Origin of the sequence: Pseudarthrobacter sp. NPDC058362, assembly GCF_042723515.1 — a bacterium.
Classification (GTDB): domain Bacteria; phylum Actinomycetota; class Actinomycetes; order Actinomycetales; family Micrococcaceae; genus Arthrobacter.
In genome coordinates, this window is record NZ_JBHXIW010000003.1 from 62,599 (window position 1) to 79,170 (window position 16,572).

Genomic DNA, 16,572 nt, shown 5'->3' on the forward strand with positions numbered 1-16,572 from the left:
GGCAGTAACCACGATGTTACTCGCGAGTAACTTAGCCTGCAAGGGCGGTCCCAATGTTGCTGCGGGGTTTACTCCCCGGTGGCAGCTGTCGGCGTCTTCGCCTCTTTTGGTTCCTTGGGCGGCAGGGGCTGGGGATCAAGGAAGGCTCTGGTCATGAGCGGCGCGGTGAGCTCCACCTGCCACTCCCGAGCGCCCAGGCTGCGCAGTTCCGCCGCAATGGAGGCCTCGTCCAGTTCGGTCGGCGGCCGCCAGGCCACGCGGCGGAGGTGGTCCGGGGTGAGGAGGTTCTCCAATGGCAGCTTTAGCTGGTCCGCCTTCTCCTGCAGCAGGGGGCGGGCGGTGGCCAGGCGGGCCGCGGCTTCCGGATCCCGCTCGGCCCAGACCCGGGGCGGCGGGGGTGCATTGGTGGGCAGGTGCAGCGGAGGCAGGTCTTCGAGGTCCCTGGCTGCGGCAATGCAGCGCAGCCACCGCGGCGCTTCACGTTGGGCTGCCCGGCCGTGGAATCCCTTGGTTCCGAGCAGCTGCGGCACCGTAGTGGGCATCGCCTTAGCTGCCGCGACCAGTGCGGAGTCCGGAATGAGCCGCCCCGGGGCCACATCGCGCTTTTGGGCGAGGGAGTCGCGTTCGAGCCAGAGTTCACGCACCGCGGCCAGTTGACGGCGGTCCCGGATCTGGTGCAGTCCGGACGTTTTCCGCCAGGGGTCCACGCGGGGCGGCGCCACGCCGGCGGCCAGGATGGCTGCAAATTCCTGTTCGGCGTAGTCCAGCTTTCCGTCCGCCTGGAGGAGGTCGATGAGTTCTTCGCGGAGCTCCGTGAGCACTTCGACGTCGAGGGCGGCATAGCGCAGCCACGGTTCGGGCAGGGGCCTCGTTGACCAGTCTGCGGCGGAGTGTTCCTTGGCCAGGCCGAAGCCCAGGAGTTGTTCGATCACTGCGGCCAGGCCGACGCGGGGCAGGCCGGCCAGGCGTGCAGCAAGTTCCGTATCGAACAGGCGGTCGGGCCACATGCCCAGTTCCAGGAGGCATGGCAGGTCCTGGCTGGCAGCGTGGAGGATCCATTCGACGCCGCTGAGCGCATCATTGATGATGTCCAGATTCTCAAAGGGCTCGGGATCGATCAGCCAGGTACCGGATCCTTCCCTGCGGATCTGGACCAGGAAAGCTCTCTGGCCGTAGCGGAATCCGGAGGCGCGTTCGGCGTCCACCCCGGCAGGGCCGGTGCCGGCCGCGATGGCGGCGGCACAGCGCTCCAGGCCGGACTGCGTTTCGATTACCAGCGGGACGCCGTCGCGGGGTGCGTCCAGGTCGATGACGGCGGGGATGGGGCTGTCGAAGCCTTCTACGGTGATGTGGGGTGCGGTATCAGCAGCCGGGGCGCCAGCCGTGGTGTTTTCCGGAGTGTCAGGGGTCATGGTGTCCTTCAGTTTACCCGGCGGCGGCGTCCGGGCTCCGTTCCCGCCCGTCATCCGGGGTGCGTGCCCGGGTTCCGGCGGCGCTGGGGCAGTGCCGTTACACCGTCGGGCAGGGGCGGGAGGCCAGCGAAGGTACACACCATGTCGCACCAGGCTTCCAGGTGCGCTGTGACGTCGGACGATGCCGGGGTCCACGACGCGCGCAGTTCGATGTCGATGGTTCCGGGGCGCCCGGCCAGCGTCCCGAAGCTTTCGGACAGCACGCGGGTGGCGGTTCCGCCGGCGGCCCGGTAGGCGGCGCGGTGATTCTCCAGGGCTTCTATGAGCCAGGTCCATGCCACCGATCCGAGCATCTCGTCGTTGCCCATGTCCGGCTCGAGTTCGGCCCGGATATAGGTGACAATCCGGAATTCGCCGTCCCAGACGTCCGGACCCGCGGGATCGTGCAGGAGGATGAAACGGCCCGTTGCCAGTTCGGTTTCCGAGTCGTCGCCTGTGGCAGGCGAGGCCGCCAGTGCCATGCGGGCCGGGCCGTGGACGGCCGCGGCGGGGGTTCCCGCGCCCGGGGCCAGGACTTCTGCGCCGAGCGCAACTGCGAAGGGGGCCAGCCGCGCAGGCGCAGGAATTTCAGCAAGCCGGAGTTCGCGGCGGCTCTTGGCTTTCCTGAGGGTTCCCAAGGCGTGCCGAAACGCCGGGGGAACCTGGTCAAGTGCGTTCACCATCGCAGATTACGCACATCCGCCTGGCAAGCGGGGAAGGCTCGCCGTCGGCTCAGCCGGCGGCGCCGCCCTCGGCAGCATTGTGTCCCCGGAGTTCCCGCCGGATCGCTGCGGCGAAGGCGTCGATGTCCTCCTCGGTGGTATCGAAGGAGCACATCCAGCGTACTTCGCCGGTTGCCTCGTCCCAGTCGTAGAACCGGAACGATTCCCGCAGCCGGTCGGCAACACCGGCGGGCAGGACCGCGAAGACGCCGTTCGATTCGGTCTTCTGCGTGGGCCGGACGCCCGGAACGCCTTCGACGGCGGCGCGCAGTCTCGTAGCCATGGCATTGGCGTGCGTCGCGGAGCGGAGCCAGAGGTCGCCTTCGAGGAGCGCGATGAATTGGGCGGACATGAAGCGCATCTTCGAGGCCAGCTGCATATTCATCTTGCGAAGGTAGACCAGGCCGTGTGCGGCGTCGGGGTTCAATGCCACCACCACTTCGCCGTAGAGCAGCCCGTTCTTGGTCCCGCCAAAGGAGAGGATGTCCACCCCGGCGTCGCGGGTGAAGGCCCGCAGCGGCATGTCCAGGTGGGCCGCCGCGTTGGCAAGACGGGCGCCGTCCATGTGCAGCTTCATGCCCTTGGCGTGCACGTGGTCGGAAATGGCCCTGACTTCCTCCGGCGTGTAGCAGGTGCCCAGCTCCGTGGTTTGCGTGATGGATACGGCCAGCGGCTGGGCGCGGTGTTCGTCGCCCCAGCCCCAGGCTTCCCGGTCGATCAGCTCGGGGGTGAGCTTTCCGTCGGGGGTGGGAACCTGCAGCAGCTTAATGCCGCCGATCCGCTCCGGTGCGCCGTTCTCATCCATGTTGATGTGCGCGGTGGCGGCGCACACCACCGCGCCCCACCGGGGGAGCAGCGACTGCAGCGACAGGACATTGGCCCCGGTTCCGTTGAAGACAGGAAAGCATTCGATGCCCGGGCCGAAATGCTGCTCCATGACCTCCTGGAGCCGGGCGGTGTACTGGTCCTCGCCGTAGGCCACCTGGTGGCCCTCGTTGGCGGCGGCCAGCGCCGCGAGGATTTCGGGATGCACGCCCGAGTAGTTGTCGGAGGCGAACCCGCGTACCGAGGGGTCGTGGAGGCGCGCGGCGGTTCCGGCTTCGGCAGTGGTTGTCATGGCTTTGCTCACACTTTCAGTCTAGGTATTGCGGCCGGTCATCTGCGGCAGTCACGGGGCCAGGCGTATGCGCGTCCCGTTCAGTGCCGCCGCGGGCTGGGCAAACAGGCGTACGACGGCGGCTGCCAGGTCGGCGACGTCTGTCGCCCCGGGGAAGGACCGTTCCGGGTGCTTACGGCGGATTTCATCGTCCACCAGGGCCTTGACCACGAGGATGACGGCGGCCGCGTCACCTTTGCCGGCTTCGGCGGCGCGGCGGAATCCGTCAGCCATGGCCATGGTCCAGGCCTCGGCCGCGGCCTTGGCGGCGGCGTAGTTTGCCAGGGCGGCCGTGGGTTTTTCCACCGTGGTGGAAGAGACCATGGCGAACCGGCCGCGGGGGGAAGCGGCGAGATCGTCAAAGAAGGTCCGGGACACGTTCCGCAGGGTGGTCACCGATCCGCGCTCCAGGAAATCCCAGTCCTCGTCGGTCTGGTCGGGTATCCCGTGCCCGCCCCGCCAGCCGCCCACCAGATGGACCACCCCGCCCATCCGCACGCCGTCCGCCGCCAGGGCGCTGTGAAGCTCCCTGACGGCGTCGGCAGCGGCGAGGTCGCACACGAGGGGAGTGACGCCGTCGCCCGCTTTAGACGCAGCAGCGTCAATCCGGTCCCGGTCCGATCCCACCGCGAACACCCGGTGACCCGCGGCGCGGAGGGCCCGCGCGGCAGCGATGCCCGAGGCGCCGCTGCCGCCGGTCACCAGGATGTTCAAGCCCGCGTCAGCGGTCACAGGGCGGACCTGCCCGTGATGCCGGCAGTGGATTCGATGACGGGGCGCATTTTCTTCTCCAGTGCCTCGTAGAACATGGACAGCGGGAACTCGTCGTCCAGGACCTGGTCCGTCAGCCCGCGCGGGGGACCGGCCAGCGGCAGCGCATCCGGACCCTTGGCCCAGAGTGACGCCGGGTTGGGCGTGACGGTAGCAGCGATGAGCTGGTACGCGGCAAGCCAGTGCGCGGTCTTGGGCCGGTCGATCGAGCGCCAGTAGAGGTCGTCGATTTCGGCACCCAGGGCGATGACGGAGTCGGCCACCTGGTCCCAGTCGATGGCCAGCCGGGTGTCCGTCCAGTGCAGGACGTGGTGCTGGTGCAGCCACGCGAAGAGCAGCTGCCCACCCAGGCCGTCGTAGTTGCGCACCCGGCTGCCGGTGATGGCAAACCGGAAAATACGGTCGAAGATGATCGCGTACTGGACCAGCCGGGCGTGGCGCCGGGCTTCGGGATCAGCGTCCTCGTCCTTTTCGATCCGGACCGACTCGCGGAAGGCGGTGAGGTCGCACCGCAGCTCTTCCAGTGAATACAGGAAGTAGGGCATCCGCTGCTTGATCATGAACGGATCGAAGGGCAGGTCCCCGCGCATGTGGGTGCGGTCATGGATGAGGTCCCACATGACGAAGACGGACTCGGTCAGGTCCTGGTCCGCCAGCATTTCTGCGGCGTCCTCAGGAAGCTCCAGCTGTGTGGTGGCCGCGGCGGCCTTGAGCACCCGGCGGAACCGGGCGGCCTCGCGGTCGGCGAAGATGGCGCCCCAGGTGAAGGTGGGGGTGCTGGAGACGGCAACTGTTTCGGGGAAGAGTACGGCGGAGTTGGTGTCGTAGCCCGCCGTGAAGTCCAGGAACCGGATAGGGACGAACAGCTTGTTGGAGTAATCGCCCGCTTCCAGCCCGGCGATGAATTCGGGCCAAATGACTTCGATGAGGACCGCTTCCACCAACCGGTTGCTGCTGCCGTTCTGGGTGTACATGGGAAAGACCACCAGGTGCTGCAGGCCGTCCACGCGCTGCTCCTGGGGCTGGAAGGCAAGCAGCGACGACAGGAAGTCGGGTGAGCCGAAACCGCCGGCTGCCCAGGTACGGAAGTCCGTGCAGACCGCCTCAAGGTAGACGGCATCATGTGGGAAAGCCGGAGCCAGGGCGTGGACGCTCTCAATGATCACATCCACATGGGCTGCGGCGTCGGCGTGGGTGGCGGCGTCCGGAACGGACCCGTCCTGTGCCTGCAGCGGCTGCAGTTCCGCCGCAGCGGACTTGAGCCGGAGCCAGTCCTTGTTGTCCGCGGAAATGCGGGTAGCGGCGGTGGTCAGGGTTGCGGTCATCGTCGGCTGCCTTTCTGTTGCTGTGCTCTGTTGCGAGCCTAGCAAGCCGTCAGCATGGCTAACTCAAATAATGCCCCAGCCTAAGAAACGCTTTCGCTAAGGGTCGTCCGCGACGCATCGAGGAATACCTCTGGACATCAGTCCTCCTGCGGGACCAGACGGAGCGATACCGAGTTGATGCAGTACCGCTGGTCCGTTGGGGTGGCGTACCCCTCGCCCTCGAAAACGTGCCCCAAATGGGAGTCGCAGTTGGTGCAGCGGACTTCGATCCGGTCCATGCCCAGCGTGCGGTCGTGGATATACCGGACCGTGCCCTCGGTCAGCGGTGCCCAGAAAGACGGCCAGCCGCAGTGCGAATCGAACTTCTCCTTGCTGGTGAACAGTTCTGCACCGCACGCGCGGCACTGGTAGACCCCGGCGGTATGGGTATCCCAGTACTCGCCCGTGTACGGCCGTTCCGTGCCGGCCTGCCGAAGGACGTGGTACTCCTCAGGGGTCAGTTCTTCACGCCACTGCGCATCTGTCTTCGTCTCCATGGCTTGTATAACGCCTACGAGTCGCCGATAAATCCCGAGCCGGCGTAGAGGTGAAGCACCGGGACCCCCAACTGGTCCTGGGCCTTGTTGGCCCAGTCCGTGTGGAAAGTATCGGCCACCGCATGCGGCCGGGTGATCACCACAGCCTGGGACGCGCCGGTCTCCCGGACCTTGGCCACGAGCCCGTCCACGGCCCGGCCCTCCAGCACCTCGCCGGTCACACCCGAGCCCAGGCCAGCCAGGGCACTGAGGGATGCCGCCAGGGCCTCGGCCGCATGGGCGCGCTCCGTGCCGGGATCCGGTGCGTGGGACGTCAGGTCGCGGAAGGCCTTGGCGATCTCCAGCATGGAAAGATTCTCGAGGAAGTCCACCAGGAGGTGCCGCTCCGTGTTGGCGGGAACCAGGACCAGCAACTGCGTGTCCGTCCCGTCCACCAGCCGTTCGATGTTCAGGCGGTCGTCCGCCCCTAGCGGTTCTTCGGTCAGGATGACGATGGGATCACTCATGGCCTTAGCCTAGTCCGGCGGCTGCCCGCCCGCACCAATTCGGGCTTCCCCGTGCGCGGCGGTAAGAATAGTGCCATGGCATTCCTGCAGCGATCCAGCACAGCGCCCGCCCCCGTCCCGGAACCGGGCGGGATGTCTCTTCGGACCAAGTGGGCCGTCGGCGGCGCGATCGCGGGTGGCAGTATCGCCGGTCTCCTGGCCACAGGCTCGTCCGCGCTGGCCGTGTATTTTGCCCGCCGCGTGATTACCCCGGCCCGCCAGCGCGCCTCGGACCAGGAGGTCCTTGCTGTAATCCGGGACGGCAGCAGCCTGCAGGTCATTTTCGCCGCCACCGATGACACCACGGTGGACGGGACGTATGGCTTCTTTTTCGACGGAGGCAAAGGGCATGCGCGCATCGGCCGCATCGTGTCGTACTCACCGGCGGACAGGACAGTCCAGCGCGAAGTGGAAGCCGTGTACGCCGGAGACCTCTCCACGGCCCGCTGGGGCTGGTGGAGCGGCGCCCTCTACCCCGATCCGGACACTGTCGGGCTTCCCGCCGAAGAGGTGCTGATCGAGGTGGAACGCGGGCAGGCCCCCGCGTGGCTGGTGCGTGCCGGCGGGACCGCGCGCACCTGGGCCATCATGGTGCACGGCCGCGGCGCCACGCGCCAGGAGGGGCTGCGCGCCGTGGGGCCGGCGCTTGAGCTGGGGCTGACCAGCCTGGTGGTGTCCTACCGCAACGACGGCCAGGCGCCGTCAGCCGACGACGGGCGCTATGGGTTGGGTTCCACGGAGTGGCGCGATGTCGAGGCGGCGATCGCCTACGCGCTGGCGAACGGGGCGGAGGAGATCATCCTTTTCGGCTGGTCCATGGGCGGAGCGATCTGCCTGCAGACGGCGGACCAGTCCCGGTACCGGCACCTGATCAGGGCCATGGTGCTTGACGCTCCGGTCATCGACTGGGTGAACGTCCTGGCCCACCACGCCCAGCTGAACCGCATCCCGTCGCTGGTGGGGCGGTACGGGCAGCTGATGCTCGGGCATCCGCTGGGACGGCGGCTCACCGGGCTGTCCGCCCCGGTGGACCTGAAGGCCATGGACTGGCTGTCCCGTGCCGTGGAGCTGCGCACGCCCACCCTGATCGTGCACAGCGTGGATGACGAGTATGTGCCGTACGGACCGTCGGCCCTGCTTGCGCAGCGCAACCCGGAGATGGTCACGTTCGAGTCGTTCGACCGTGCCCGGCACACCAAAGAATGGAATGTCGACCCGGAGCGGTGGGAAAGCCTGGTCAAGGCGTGGCTGCGGGGCAGGCTGGCGCCACGGTCCAACCCCGGCGGTGCCATGGCACCGGTTGGATCGCTTCAGGACATCCCGGCTAAGCGGAGCTGATCGCTGCTGTGGCAGCGTCGGTGAGGCGGACGAGGTCGGCGGGTGCAAGCTCAATGTCCAGCCCTCGCCGGCCGCCGGATACCAACATTGACTCCAGCGACAGGGCGCTGGAGTCCAGGACGGTGGGGGAGGGAAGCCGCTGGCCCAGCGGCGAGATGCCCCCCAGGACGTAACCGGTGCGGCGCTGGGCCGCAGCGGGGTCGGCCATCGCCGCCTTCTTGGTGCCCATGGCCGCTGCAAAGGCCTTGAGGTCCAGGGTGCCGCTGACCGGGACTATCCCCACCGCGAGCCGGCCATCCACCTCCACCATGAGCGTTTTGAAGACCCTCGCGGGGTCGACGCCGAGGAGAGCTGCGGCTTCAGCACCATAACTGGCGGCCGCGGGGTCGTGGTCGTAAGGGTGCAGCACAAAGGAAACCCCGGCGGCCGCGAGTGCGGCCGTGGCCGGGGTTCCCTGTGCTGATGCGTTGCGCGCCGCGTTCCTGCGTGCCATCACAGCCCGCTCCCGGCTAGGACTGCGGTGCCGGAAGTGCAGCCACCTTGCGCTTGATGCGGCCCAGCATCGCTGTCATGCCGCGCATGCGCAGGGGAGTGATGGCCCGGGTGAGGCCCAGCAGTTCGGGCATGTCGTCCGGAACGGAGAGGATGTCCTCCGCCGGAAGCCCGTCGAGGCCTTCGTGGAGTACGCCGGCGAAACCGCGGGTGGTGGGCGCCTCGGCGGGTGCCTTGAAGTAGAGCCTGACCGCCGGGGAGGCGCCGCCGTCGTTCTCCTCCGCCTCGATGGTGAGGAACAGCGGCGACTGGCACTCCACCACCTGCTCCAGCAGTTCCGGGTGGTCCTGGAGCCGCTCGGGGAGCTCCGGGAGCCCCTGGGAAAATTCCAGCAGGAGCTGCAGGCGCTCGGGTTCGGAGACTGCCTGGAAGTCGTCCACGATGGCCGCCAGGGCGGAAGGCAGGGCTTGGGTACTCATCGGTCCAATTCTACGCGGGAGTGGTTGGCGGCGGGCCGGGGCGCTCAGGCCGTCACGGGGAGGGCCCCGCGCTCGGTGCCCTTGACGATCGGCACGCGGACGGCGTTGCCCCATTCGGTCCAGGAGCCGTCGTAGTTGCGTACGGTGTCGAAGCCCAGGAGGTACTTGAGCGCGAACCAGGTGTGGCTGGAGCGTTCACCGATCCGGCAATAGGCCACCACGTCGTCTCCTGGCGTCAGTCCGGCCTTGCCCAGGTAGAGCGCCTCAAGCTCTTCGCGGCTGCGGTAAGTACCGTCCGGGGCGGCGGCGCGGGCCCAGGGGATGGAGGCCGCGGTGGGGATGTGGCCGCCGCGGAGGGCGCCTTCCTCCGGATAGGCCGGCATGTGGGTGCGCTGGCCACTGTATTCCTCGGGGGAGCGGACATCGATCAGCGGCTTGCCCAGGTGCGCCAGGACGTCGTCCTTGAAGGCCCGGATGGGGGCATCGTTGCGCTCCACCACCGGGTAGTCGGCGCGGGCCGGGGAGGGCTTTTCCGTGGCGAGGCTGCGGCCTTCGGCGATCCACTTGTCGCGGCCGCCGTCCAGGAGGCGCACGTCCTCGTGGCCGAACAGGGTGAAGACCCAGAGGGCATAGGCGGCCCACCAGTTGGACTTGTCGCCGTAGATAACCACGGTGGTGTCCCGGGAGATGCCCTTCGACGCCGCCAGTTCGGCGAAGGCAGTGCCGTCCACATAGTCGCGGGTCACTTCGTCATTGAGGTCGGTGTGCCAGTCGATCTTTACGGCCCCGGGAATGTGGCCGGTTTCGTAGAGCAGCACATCCTCGTCGGATTCCACCAGGACCAGTTCGCCGTTTTCCACGGCTCCGCTATCCAGTGCGGCAGCCAGCCAGTCCGTGGACACCAGGCGCTCCGGATGGGCGTAGGCAGCGAACTTCTCGTTCTGTTCAACCGGGTAGGTCATGTCATGGCCTTTCGTTGGGTGCGCGGTCAGCCGCGGGGCGGGCAGGGAAACCTGTTCCCACCCTAGCCAGCACCCCGCAGGATGTCCGTATTCCGTTAACAGGAGGAAATGTTGCCTTCCTCACGCCGGGCTGCCCGGACGTTGGCGAAAGCCGGGCCTCCGTTCCATTGCCGGTATCCTTTCTGGGGACCAACCACGACCAGAACGGACCACCTTGGTACAGATCGAACAGCTCGCCGCCCGCACTCCGGCAGTCTCGGTGGATGAGCTCCTGAAGGGTTTCTACCCGTCGCCGCGGTTTGGCCAGGTCTCCTTCGCCAGCTACCGCCCGGATCCCAAGCAGCCCAGCCAGGCCGCTGCGGTCCGCGCGCTGGAGCATTTTGCCGGCGCAGTGGGTGCCGGCAATGGGGGCGGGGGCCTCTTCAAGAAGCTGTTCGGCAAGAAGGACGACGCCGGCCGGGCCGGAATCTACCTGGACGGCGGCTTCGGCGTCGGCAAGACCCACCTGCTGGCATCGCTTTGGCACGCGGCCCCGGGCCCCAAGGCGTTCGGCACCTTTGTTGAATACACCAACCTCGTGGGTGCGCTGTCGTTCCGGAAGACCGTCGAGGCGCTGAGCAGCTACAAGCTCGTGTGCATTGACGAATTCGAGCTCGACGATCCCGGTGACACGGTGCTCATGTCCCGCCTGATGCGGGAACTGGCCGATGCGGGTGTGAAGCTGGCTGCAACTTCCAACACCCTGCCTGGTTCCCTGGGCGACGGCCGGTTTGCCGCCGTGGACTTTCAGCGTGAGATCCAGGTCCTGGCGGACCAGTTCGACGTGATCCGGATCGACGGCGAGGATTTCCGCCACCGCGGTCTGCCAGCGGCGCCGGCACCGCTGAAGAACAGCGACCTCCCCGGCCGCATGAAGGCGGAGTTTGACGGCAAGACCGTGGCGCAGGACGAGTTCGGCACGCTGATCCACCATCTCGCCGGTGTGCACCCCAGCCGCTATCGCCAGCTGATCGACGGGGTCGACGCCGTGGTGTGGCGCAACGTTGAAACCATCACCGAGCAGGCCGTGGCACTGCGCTTTGTGGTCCTCGCCGACAGGCTGTACGACAAGGACGTCCCAATCCTCGCCAGCGGAGTTCCGTTCGACAAGCTCTTCACCGAGGAGATGATGACCGGCGGCTACATGAAGAAGTACTTCCGCGCTGTTTCCCGCCTCACGGCGCTGGCCCGCGAGGGCCAGAACCACGAGCCGTCCTGACCGGGCACTGAACCGCGCCCCCGAAGCCCGTTGGGCCGGCGTCGTCCTTAAATGCCTAAGGCCTTAAACGCCAAAGGTGCAGGTGCCGCCTCCCGGCGGGACCCGCACCCCCTTGACGTGCTAGGGCAAGACCCTGGCCAAATCCTTGTTACGGAGTCCTGTCAGCCGGCGGAACCGGGTTGACGGGGGTGACCGGCGGAACCTGCTCAGCGGCAGGTGCCTGGCCCGGGGTTCCGTTCTTGTCAATGAGCTTGGAAGCGCCATCCTGGACCTTGTCGACGTGGCCCGAGTACTTGCCTCCGGTCTTGGTGTCGACGAAATCACCGGCCTTGTTGATGCCGTTCTTGATGGCCTGCTCGTTGCCGCGGATGAGACCCTGAGCCTTGCCCTTAAGATCGTCAATCAGTCCCACGAGCACCTCCCTTCAATCGCGGAGCCAGGTCGCTCCTCCGCGTTCGATCCTAGCCCCGCGGTGAACACCCAACAAGGAAACCGGGGTCATTGGCCGTTCGCCCGTAGCGGATGCAGGCTCCGGGCAAGAAAAAAGCAGCTCCGGGGAGCTGCTGCATGTGGGCGATACTGGGATCGAACCAGTGACCTCTTCCGTGTCAGGGAAGCGCGCTACCGCTGCGCCAATCGCCCGGAACCGGAAGTCCGGCTTATGGGATTTAGGGTTAGAGAGCGGACGACGAGATTCGAACTCGCGACATCCACCTTGGCAAGGTGGTGCTCTACCAGCTGAGCTACGTCCGCGTATGAAGTGCGTTCCGGCTGGAGCCGGTGCGTACTGCATGAAGCAAGTTTCCTTGCTTGGTGGGCGATACTGGGATCGAACCAGTGACCTCTTCCGTGTCAGGGAAGCGCGCTACCGCTGCGCCAATCGCCCATACTTCTCCGGATGATGCCCGGAAAACCATGGTTTTCACCGAGGTGGGTACGGGATTCGAACCCGTGTATACGGCTTTGCAGGCCGCTGCCTCGCCTCTCGGCCAACCCACCGTGTAAGCGTCGGTTCCAAAAAACCTATGCCGTGACAGTGTCCTGCGAGCGGACGACGAGATTCGAACTCGCGACATCCACCTTGGCAAGGTGGTGCTCTACCAGCTGAGCTACGTCCGCATTGTTGAGGCTTGATTCCCTGCCGTTCCCGGCATTTCCTCGCGTTCCAACGAGTAAAAACAATATAGGAGGTTCGGGGATTCTCCAAATCGATGCCTTCGGTACCGGGCCTAATGGCCGTGCTTCCCAGTAATGGCAAGGGTTTCTCCAAGTTACAGCCCTGTAATTTACGGCGCCGGCAGGAGGGGCGGGGATGCAGGGCCGACTGGGGCGGGGCGGCCAAAGCATAGCGCCACCCGGGTGCGCGGACGCCGCTGGGGCTGATTTTTGAATTGGCCGCAACGTGGGCTAGCATTCAAATGCATCGGGGCGATTGGCGCAGTGGTAGCGCGCTTCGTTCACACCGAAGAGGTCACTGGTTCGAACCCAGTATCGCCCACGCACAAGGGTCCGTTTCCGCTCATCAGCAGCGGAAACGGACCCTTTCTTCATGTCCGGCCGTCCCCGGGAACAGATCCGGACCTGTGATTGTCAGCCCCCTGTGAAAGAGTCTTTTCCATGACCGATCCACTGCTCGCCCACGCCACGGAATACGGCCGGATGTATGCGCGGTCCACCACCGCACCGTTCTCCGTACCCTCCATCACCACAGTGATCAGCCAGCAGCCGCACGGGCTGGACGGCTGGTTCGGCTACATGGGCGCCAGCAGCCTGGCGAAGGACCCGCTGCTGGCAGACTGCCTTGGCAGCCCTGCGAAGATCCGGCAGGCCGTCAACCGTGCCGCCAAAGCTGCCGAGGCCTACCGGGATGAGGCAGCGCAGCGCGGGGACCGGGTACATAACTACTGCGAGCAGGTGGCCTTGCGTGCCCTGGGCCGTCCGCACGGCATGAAGGAAGCGCGCGAGGCCCTCGCTGCGAACGGTGAAGAAGCCTTTGCCGTCAGGTTCGATGAGTGGTGGGAGCTCTACCGGGTGGAGCCCATCGCTCCGGAGATTACGGTGTGGAACAACGCCGTGGGCTATGCCGGCACGCTGGACCTGGTGGCCCGGATCAACGGCCGGATCTGCCTGATCGACTACAAGACCAAGGGGACCACCCGCGACGGCCAGGTGAAGCCGCTGGATGACAAGGTGGTCATGCAGTTGGTAGCCGGCATGAAGGCCGAGGAAAGCCTGGTGGATCCGCAGGAAGGGACCTGGGAGGCGTGGAAGCACGGCGACGACCCCGTTCTCCTCGCGGTCGCCATTGGGGAAACGGAGGTGCGCCCTGTGCGGGCCAACCCTGAAGTTCTGAAGCACCACTGGTGGAAGTTCTGCGCCCTGCGGCGCGTCTGGGAGCTCTCCGCCGATACCCTCAGCGCCGGTCCGGCGCTGCTGCCCATTGCACCGCCGCCGCTGCCACAGGTACGTACCGCCTAAACTGGAGCCATCCCCTGTTGCCGCCAACCGTGAGGACAAAACCCGCATGGCAATTCTGAATATCCGCATTATCGGAGACCCCGTGCTGCGCACGGTCGCCGACCCCGTGACGGAGTTCGGGCCCGAGCTGGCCAAGCTGGTCGCCGACATGACGGAGACCATGGAGGACGTGGAAGGGGCAGGCCTGGCCGCCCCGCAGGTGGGCGTGAGCCTGCGTGTGTTTACCTATCGGATCGATGGCGTCGAAGGACACATCATCAACCCCGTCCTGGAAAACTCGGAGGACCACCAGCCGGACCAGTCCGAAGGCTGCCTCTCCATTCCCGGGCTGGCGTTCCCGGTCCGGCGCTTCCGGTCCACCCGCGTCACCGGTGTGGACGTGCACGGCAACCCGGTCACCATCGAAGGCGAAGGGATGCTGGCGCGCTGCTTCCAGCATGAAAACGACCACTTGGACGGCATCCTCTATACGGACCGGCTCGAGGGTGAGGACCGGAGGGCGGCCCTCCGTGCCATCCGCGCCGCGAACTACGATGCGGTGACTGAACGCACGACGTCGGCCCGCGCCAAATCCGTTGGTTCCAGTTTTGGCGGTTCCGGCTCAGCTTTTGGTGCGGGCGCCGCCGGGTGAGGGTTCTCTTTGCGGGGACTCCCGCTGTCGCCGTACCCTCCCTGGACGCGCTGGTTGAGGCCGGCTTTAACGTCGTCGCCGTCCTGACCCGGCCCGACGCGCCGCTGGGGCGCAAACGGGTGCTCACGCCGTCGCCCGTTGCCGCCCGTGCTGCCGAGCTGGGCCTCCCGGTGATCCGTGCCGCGAAGGTAGATGCCGAAGCCACGGCCGCCATTGCCGCCGCCGAACCTGACGTGGCTGCCATCGTTGCCTACGGCGGGCTCGTGCCGCCCGCTGCCCTGGCCGTGCCCCGGCACGGCTGGATCAACCTGCATTTCTCCCTCCTGCCTGCCTGGCGCGGCGCTGCCCCCGTGCAGCGCGCTGTGATGGCCGGCGATGACGTGACCGGCGCTGTCACCTTCCAGTTGGAAGAAGGCCTGGACACCGGACCTGTCTTCGGGACGCTCACTGAAACTGTGGGCCCGGAGGACACCGCCGGCGGGCTGCTGGAGCGGCTCTCCCGCAGCGGCGCCGTGCTCCTGGCCCAGACGCTTTCCGCCGTCGAGTCAGGCAGGGCCGTGGCAGTGCCCCAATCCGGGGACATCACGCTGGCGCCCAAGCTGACCCTCGAGGACGGGCACCTTAACTGGAGCCACCCGGCGTTGGCCGTCGGACGGCAGGCCCGCGGCGCTACCCCGGAACCTGGTGCCTGGACCATGCTGGCAGGGCAGCGGGTCAAGCTTGAACCCGTCCGGCTCCGGCCTGACGTGACGGGCCTGGCACCAGGGGCGGTGGAGCTCCGCGGCAAGAGCGTCCTGGTGGGAACGGCCTCCCACGCGGTGGAGCTGACCAGGATCCAGCCCGCCGGAAAGAAAATGATGGCCGCAGCCGACTGGGCGCGCGGCATAGCTTCACTGGAAGGCGTGGTATTCGAATGAGCAGTTCCGGCGGACGCGGCAAGGGCGGCCCCAAGGACAGCAGCCGGCGCAATGCCCAGGGCAGGGAACGCAACCGCGGACCGCGCACCTACACCGGCCAGGCACCCTCCCAGCGCACCAGGCGGGCCGACCCGGCACGACTCGTGGCCTTCGAAGTGCTGCGCGCCGTAGCCTCCGAGGACGCCTATGCCAACCTGGTGCTGCCGGTGCGGATCCGCCACCACGGCCTCGACAGGCGCGACGCAGGGTTTGCCACCGAACTCACCTACGGCGCCCTGCGCGGCCAGGGAACGTACGATGCCATCCTGGCCCGCTGCGTGGACCGTCCGCTGGACCAGCTTGACCCTGCCATCCTGGACGCCCTGCGCATCGGCGCCCACCAGCTGCTTGCCATGCGCGTTCCCGCCCACGCGGCCCTGGACCAGACGGTAGGCCTGGCGCGGGCCGTCATCGGCGCGGGTCCCTCTGCCCTGATCAATGCCGTGCTCCGGAAAGTCTCCGCGCACAGCCTCGACGAATGGCTGGGCGCCCTGGTGGCAGGCGAAACAGATCAGACCCGCATCGCCGCGCTGCGCCATGCGCACCCGGAATGGATCGTGCGCGCCATGCGCCAGTCCCTGGTGGCGCACGGCCGCCCGGCCACGGAAATAGACAGCCTGCTCGAAGCGGACAACGCGGCGCCGGTGGTCAACCTCGTGGCCCTGCCCGGCCTGGGTAACCTGGACGAGGCCTTGGAAAACGGGGCAACCCCCGGCGAGCTCGTAACAGGATCCGCGCTGTCCAGCGGCGGAGACCTGGGCAGGCTCGCATCGGTCCGCGAGGGCACCACCAGGGTCCAGGACGTGGGTTCGCAGCTGGTCGCCCGGGCCATGGCCGGGATTGAACTGGACGGCGCCGGTGAGCCGGACAGCGCCGAATCTTGGCTGGACCTTTGCGCGGGGCCCGGCGGCAAGGCGGCGCTGCTGGCGGCACTGGCCAACGAGCGCGGCGCCACCCTGCTGGCCAACGAGCCCGCCCCCCACCGTGCCAAGCTGGTGGGCCAGGCCCTGGCGGCCGTGCCGCAAGGCACCTGGCAGGTCCGTACCGGCGACGGCCGGGACCTGGGGACAGAACAGCCGGCGCAGTTCGACCGCGTACTGGCGGATGTGCCCTGCAGCGGACTCGGTGCCCTCCGGCGCCGCCCCGAATCCCGCTGGCGCCGCACGCCCAAGGACCTGGCGGACCTTGGCCCCCTGCAGCGTGAACTTCTGGCCTCCGCCATCGCCGCCGTACGGCCCGGGGGAGTTGTGGCCTACGTGACGTGCTCGCCGCACCCCGCAGAAACCACTGCGGTGGTGACGGACGCGCTGCGTAAGCGTGACGACCTGGAGCTCCTTGATGCCGGTGCCGCGCTGGACGCCGTGAGCCTCACCGGGAACCTCGGGGCCGGACACGACTCCACCGCCCAGCTATGGCCGCACATCCACGGAACGGACGCCATGTTCCTCGCGCTCATCCGGAAAAAGGCCTGA

At 67.3% G+C, this 16,572-nt stretch carries 17 protein-coding genes and 6 tRNA genes; 7 read left to right on the forward strand and 16 right to left on the reverse strand.

Going from position 1 to position 16,572, the window contains the following annotated elements; all coding sequences use genetic code 11:
* Window positions 1-68: 68 nt before the first annotated feature.
* The 7 genes from ACFWIX_RS07845 to ACFWIX_RS07875 form a co-directional block, all read right to left on the reverse strand.
* Window positions 69-1,412: an HRDC domain-containing protein gene (locus ACFWIX_RS07845; RefSeq protein ID WP_377215568.1), complete on the reverse strand. Its 1,344-nt coding sequence runs from the start codon at window positions 1,410-1,412 to the stop codon at window positions 69-71.
* Between the two features lie 50 nt (window positions 1,413-1,462).
* Entirely contained in the window at window positions 1,463-2,134 is a 672-nt protein-coding gene (locus ACFWIX_RS07850; protein WP_377215569.1) for a DUF3000 domain-containing protein, read from the reverse strand.
* A 49-nt stretch (window positions 2,135-2,183) separates the two neighbouring features.
* The gene (locus ACFWIX_RS07855) at window positions 2,184-3,290 is read right to left on the reverse strand and encodes a threonine aldolase family protein (RefSeq protein ID WP_377215901.1); all 1,107 of its coding nucleotides are present in this window, start codon (window positions 3,288-3,290) and stop codon (window positions 2,184-2,186) included.
* A 51-nt stretch (window positions 3,291-3,341) separates the two neighbouring features.
* Window positions 3,342-4,061: an SDR family NAD(P)-dependent oxidoreductase gene (locus ACFWIX_RS07860; RefSeq protein ID WP_377215570.1), complete on the reverse strand. Its 720-nt coding sequence runs from the start codon at window positions 4,059-4,061 to the stop codon at window positions 3,342-3,344.
* Window positions 4,058-5,425, reverse strand: coding sequence for a DUF6421 family protein (locus tag ACFWIX_RS07865; RefSeq protein ID WP_377215571.1), 1,368 nt, complete (start codon window positions 5,423-5,425; stop codon window positions 4,058-4,060). The genes ACFWIX_RS07860 and ACFWIX_RS07865 overlap by 4 nt, the downstream gene beginning before the upstream one ends.
* 137 nt (window positions 5,426-5,562) lie before the next feature.
* Entirely contained in the window at window positions 5,563-5,961 is a 399-nt protein-coding gene (msrB, locus tag ACFWIX_RS07870; protein ID WP_377215572.1) for a peptide-methionine (R)-S-oxide reductase MsrB, read from the reverse strand.
* A 14-nt stretch (window positions 5,962-5,975) separates the two neighbouring features.
* Window positions 5,976-6,467, reverse strand: coding sequence for a hypothetical protein (locus ACFWIX_RS07875; RefSeq protein WP_377215573.1), 492 nt, complete (start codon window positions 6,465-6,467; stop codon window positions 5,976-5,978).
* 75 nt (window positions 6,468-6,542) lie between these two features.
* Between ACFWIX_RS07875 and ACFWIX_RS07880 the strand changes: the two genes are divergently transcribed.
* Complete coding sequence (locus ACFWIX_RS07880; protein WP_377215574.1) at window positions 6,543-7,844, forward strand: alpha/beta hydrolase family protein; 1,302 nt, start codon at window positions 6,543-6,545, stop codon at window positions 7,842-7,844.
* On the opposite strand, the gene ybaK is transcribed toward ACFWIX_RS07880, so the two are convergent.
* The 3 genes from ybaK to ACFWIX_RS07895 are packed head-to-tail and all read right to left on the reverse strand — an operon-like array spanning window position 7,831 to window position 9,777.
* Complete coding sequence (gene ybaK, locus ACFWIX_RS07885; protein WP_377215575.1) at window positions 7,831-8,337, reverse strand: Cys-tRNA(Pro) deacylase; 507 nt, start codon at window positions 8,335-8,337, stop codon at window positions 7,831-7,833. The two genes, ACFWIX_RS07880 and ybaK, sit on opposite strands and share 14 nt — an antisense overlap.
* Before the next feature lie 16 nt (window positions 8,338-8,353).
* Window positions 8,354-8,815, reverse strand: a complete 462-nt coding sequence (locus ACFWIX_RS07890) for a SufE family protein (RefSeq protein WP_377215576.1) — start codon at window positions 8,813-8,815, stop codon at window positions 8,354-8,356.
* 44 nt (window positions 8,816-8,859) lie between these two features.
* Window positions 8,860-9,777, reverse strand: a complete 918-nt coding sequence (locus ACFWIX_RS07895; protein WP_377215577.1) for a sulfurtransferase — start codon at window positions 9,775-9,777, stop codon at window positions 8,860-8,862.
* Window positions 9,778-9,991: 214 nt separating this feature from the next.
* On the opposite strand from ACFWIX_RS07895, the gene zapE reads away from it, so the two are divergent.
* Window positions 9,992-11,035, forward strand: a complete 1,044-nt coding sequence (gene zapE, locus ACFWIX_RS07900; protein WP_377215578.1) for a cell division protein ZapE — start codon at window positions 9,992-9,994, stop codon at window positions 11,033-11,035.
* Between the two features lie 148 nt (window positions 11,036-11,183).
* Here zapE and ACFWIX_RS07905 read toward each other — a convergent pair whose 3' ends face one another.
* The 6 genes from ACFWIX_RS07905 to ACFWIX_RS07930 form a co-directional block, all read right to left on the reverse strand.
* Window positions 11,184-11,447, reverse strand: a complete 264-nt coding sequence (locus tag ACFWIX_RS07905) for an antitoxin (RefSeq protein WP_377215579.1) — start codon at window positions 11,445-11,447, stop codon at window positions 11,184-11,186.
* 158 nt (window positions 11,448-11,605) lie between these two features.
* A tRNA-Val gene (locus ACFWIX_RS07910) sits at window positions 11,606-11,677 on the reverse strand.
* A 38-nt stretch (window positions 11,678-11,715) separates the two neighbouring features.
* Window positions 11,716-11,788: transfer RNA gene (locus ACFWIX_RS07915), tRNA-Gly, on the reverse strand.
* 58 nt (window positions 11,789-11,846) lie between these two features.
* Window positions 11,847-11,921: transfer RNA gene (locus tag ACFWIX_RS07920), tRNA-Val, on the reverse strand.
* Window positions 11,922-11,963: 42 nt separating this feature from the next.
* A tRNA-Cys gene (locus tag ACFWIX_RS07925) sits at window positions 11,964-12,034 on the reverse strand.
* Window positions 12,035-12,081: 47 nt separating this feature from the next.
* Window positions 12,082-12,154 (reverse strand) — tRNA-Gly (locus ACFWIX_RS07930).
* Window positions 12,155-12,461: 307 nt separating this feature from the next.
* On the opposite strand from ACFWIX_RS07930, the gene ACFWIX_RS07935 reads away from it, so the two are divergent.
* From ACFWIX_RS07935 to ACFWIX_RS07955, 5 genes are all read left to right on the forward strand, one after another.
* A tRNA-Val gene (locus tag ACFWIX_RS07935) sits at window positions 12,462-12,533 on the forward strand.
* A 119-nt stretch (window positions 12,534-12,652) separates the two neighbouring features.
* Window positions 12,653-13,513: a cytochrome gene (locus ACFWIX_RS07940; RefSeq protein ID WP_377215580.1), complete on the forward strand. Its 861-nt coding sequence runs from the start codon at window positions 12,653-12,655 to the stop codon at window positions 13,511-13,513.
* 46 nt (window positions 13,514-13,559) lie between these two features.
* Complete coding sequence (gene def, locus ACFWIX_RS07945; RefSeq protein ID WP_377215581.1) at window positions 13,560-14,144, forward strand: peptide deformylase; 585 nt, start codon at window positions 13,560-13,562, stop codon at window positions 14,142-14,144.
* The gene (gene fmt / locus ACFWIX_RS07950) at window positions 14,141-15,061 is read left to right on the forward strand and encodes a methionyl-tRNA formyltransferase (protein ID WP_377215582.1); all 921 of its coding nucleotides are present in this window, start codon (window positions 14,141-14,143) and stop codon (window positions 15,059-15,061) included. The genes def and fmt overlap by 4 nt, the downstream gene beginning before the upstream one ends.
* On the forward strand, window positions 15,058-16,572 hold the full coding sequence (locus ACFWIX_RS07955) for an RsmB/NOP family class I SAM-dependent RNA methyltransferase (RefSeq protein WP_377215583.1): 1,515 nt from the start codon (window positions 15,058-15,060) through the stop codon (window positions 16,570-16,572). The genes fmt and ACFWIX_RS07955 overlap by 4 nt, the downstream gene beginning before the upstream one ends.

What these genes read in the sequence shown, in the direction of transcription:
- ACFWIX_RS07940 (WP_377215580.1), top strand. Translation starts at nt 12,653, where the DNA reads ATGACCGATCCACTGCTCGCCCACGCCACGGAATACGGCCGGATGTAT.
- ACFWIX_RS07955 (WP_377215583.1), top strand. Translation starts at nt 15,058, where the DNA reads ATGAGCAGTTCCGGCGGACGCGGCAAGGGCGGCCCCAAGGACAGCAGC.
- ACFWIX_RS07875 (WP_377215573.1), bottom strand. Translation starts at nt 6,467, where the DNA reads ATGAGTGATCCCATCGTCATCCTGACCGAAGAACCGCTAGGGGCGGAC.
- ybaK (WP_377215575.1), bottom strand. Translation starts at nt 8,337, where the DNA reads ATGGCACGCAGGAACGCGGCGCGCAACGCATCAGCACAGGGAACCCCG.
- ACFWIX_RS07890 (WP_377215576.1), bottom strand. Translation starts at nt 8,815, where the DNA reads ATGAGTACCCAAGCCCTGCCTTCCGCCCTGGCGGCCATCGTGGACGAC.
- ACFWIX_RS07880 (WP_377215574.1), top strand. Translation starts at nt 6,543, where the DNA reads ATGGCATTCCTGCAGCGATCCAGCACAGCGCCCGCCCCCGTCCCGGAA.
- def (WP_377215581.1), top strand. Translation starts at nt 13,560, where the DNA reads ATGGCAATTCTGAATATCCGCATTATCGGAGACCCCGTGCTGCGCACG.
- ACFWIX_RS07845 (WP_377215568.1), bottom strand. Translation starts at nt 1,412, where the DNA reads ATGACCCCTGACACTCCGGAAAACACCACGGCTGGCGCCCCGGCTGCT.
- msrB (WP_377215572.1), bottom strand. Translation starts at nt 5,961, where the DNA reads ATGGAGACGAAGACAGATGCGCAGTGGCGTGAAGAACTGACCCCTGAG.
- ACFWIX_RS07855 (WP_377215901.1), bottom strand. Translation starts at nt 3,290, where the DNA reads ATGACAACCACTGCCGAAGCCGGAACCGCCGCGCGCCTCCACGACCCC.
- ACFWIX_RS07895 (WP_377215577.1), bottom strand. Translation starts at nt 9,777, where the DNA reads ATGACCTACCCGGTTGAACAGAACGAGAAGTTCGCTGCCTACGCCCAT.
- ACFWIX_RS07850 (WP_377215569.1), bottom strand. Translation starts at nt 2,134, where the DNA reads ATGGTGAACGCACTTGACCAGGTTCCCCCGGCGTTTCGGCACGCCTTG.
- ACFWIX_RS07865 (WP_377215571.1), bottom strand. Translation starts at nt 5,425, where the DNA reads ATGACCGCAACCCTGACCACCGCCGCTACCCGCATTTCCGCGGACAAC.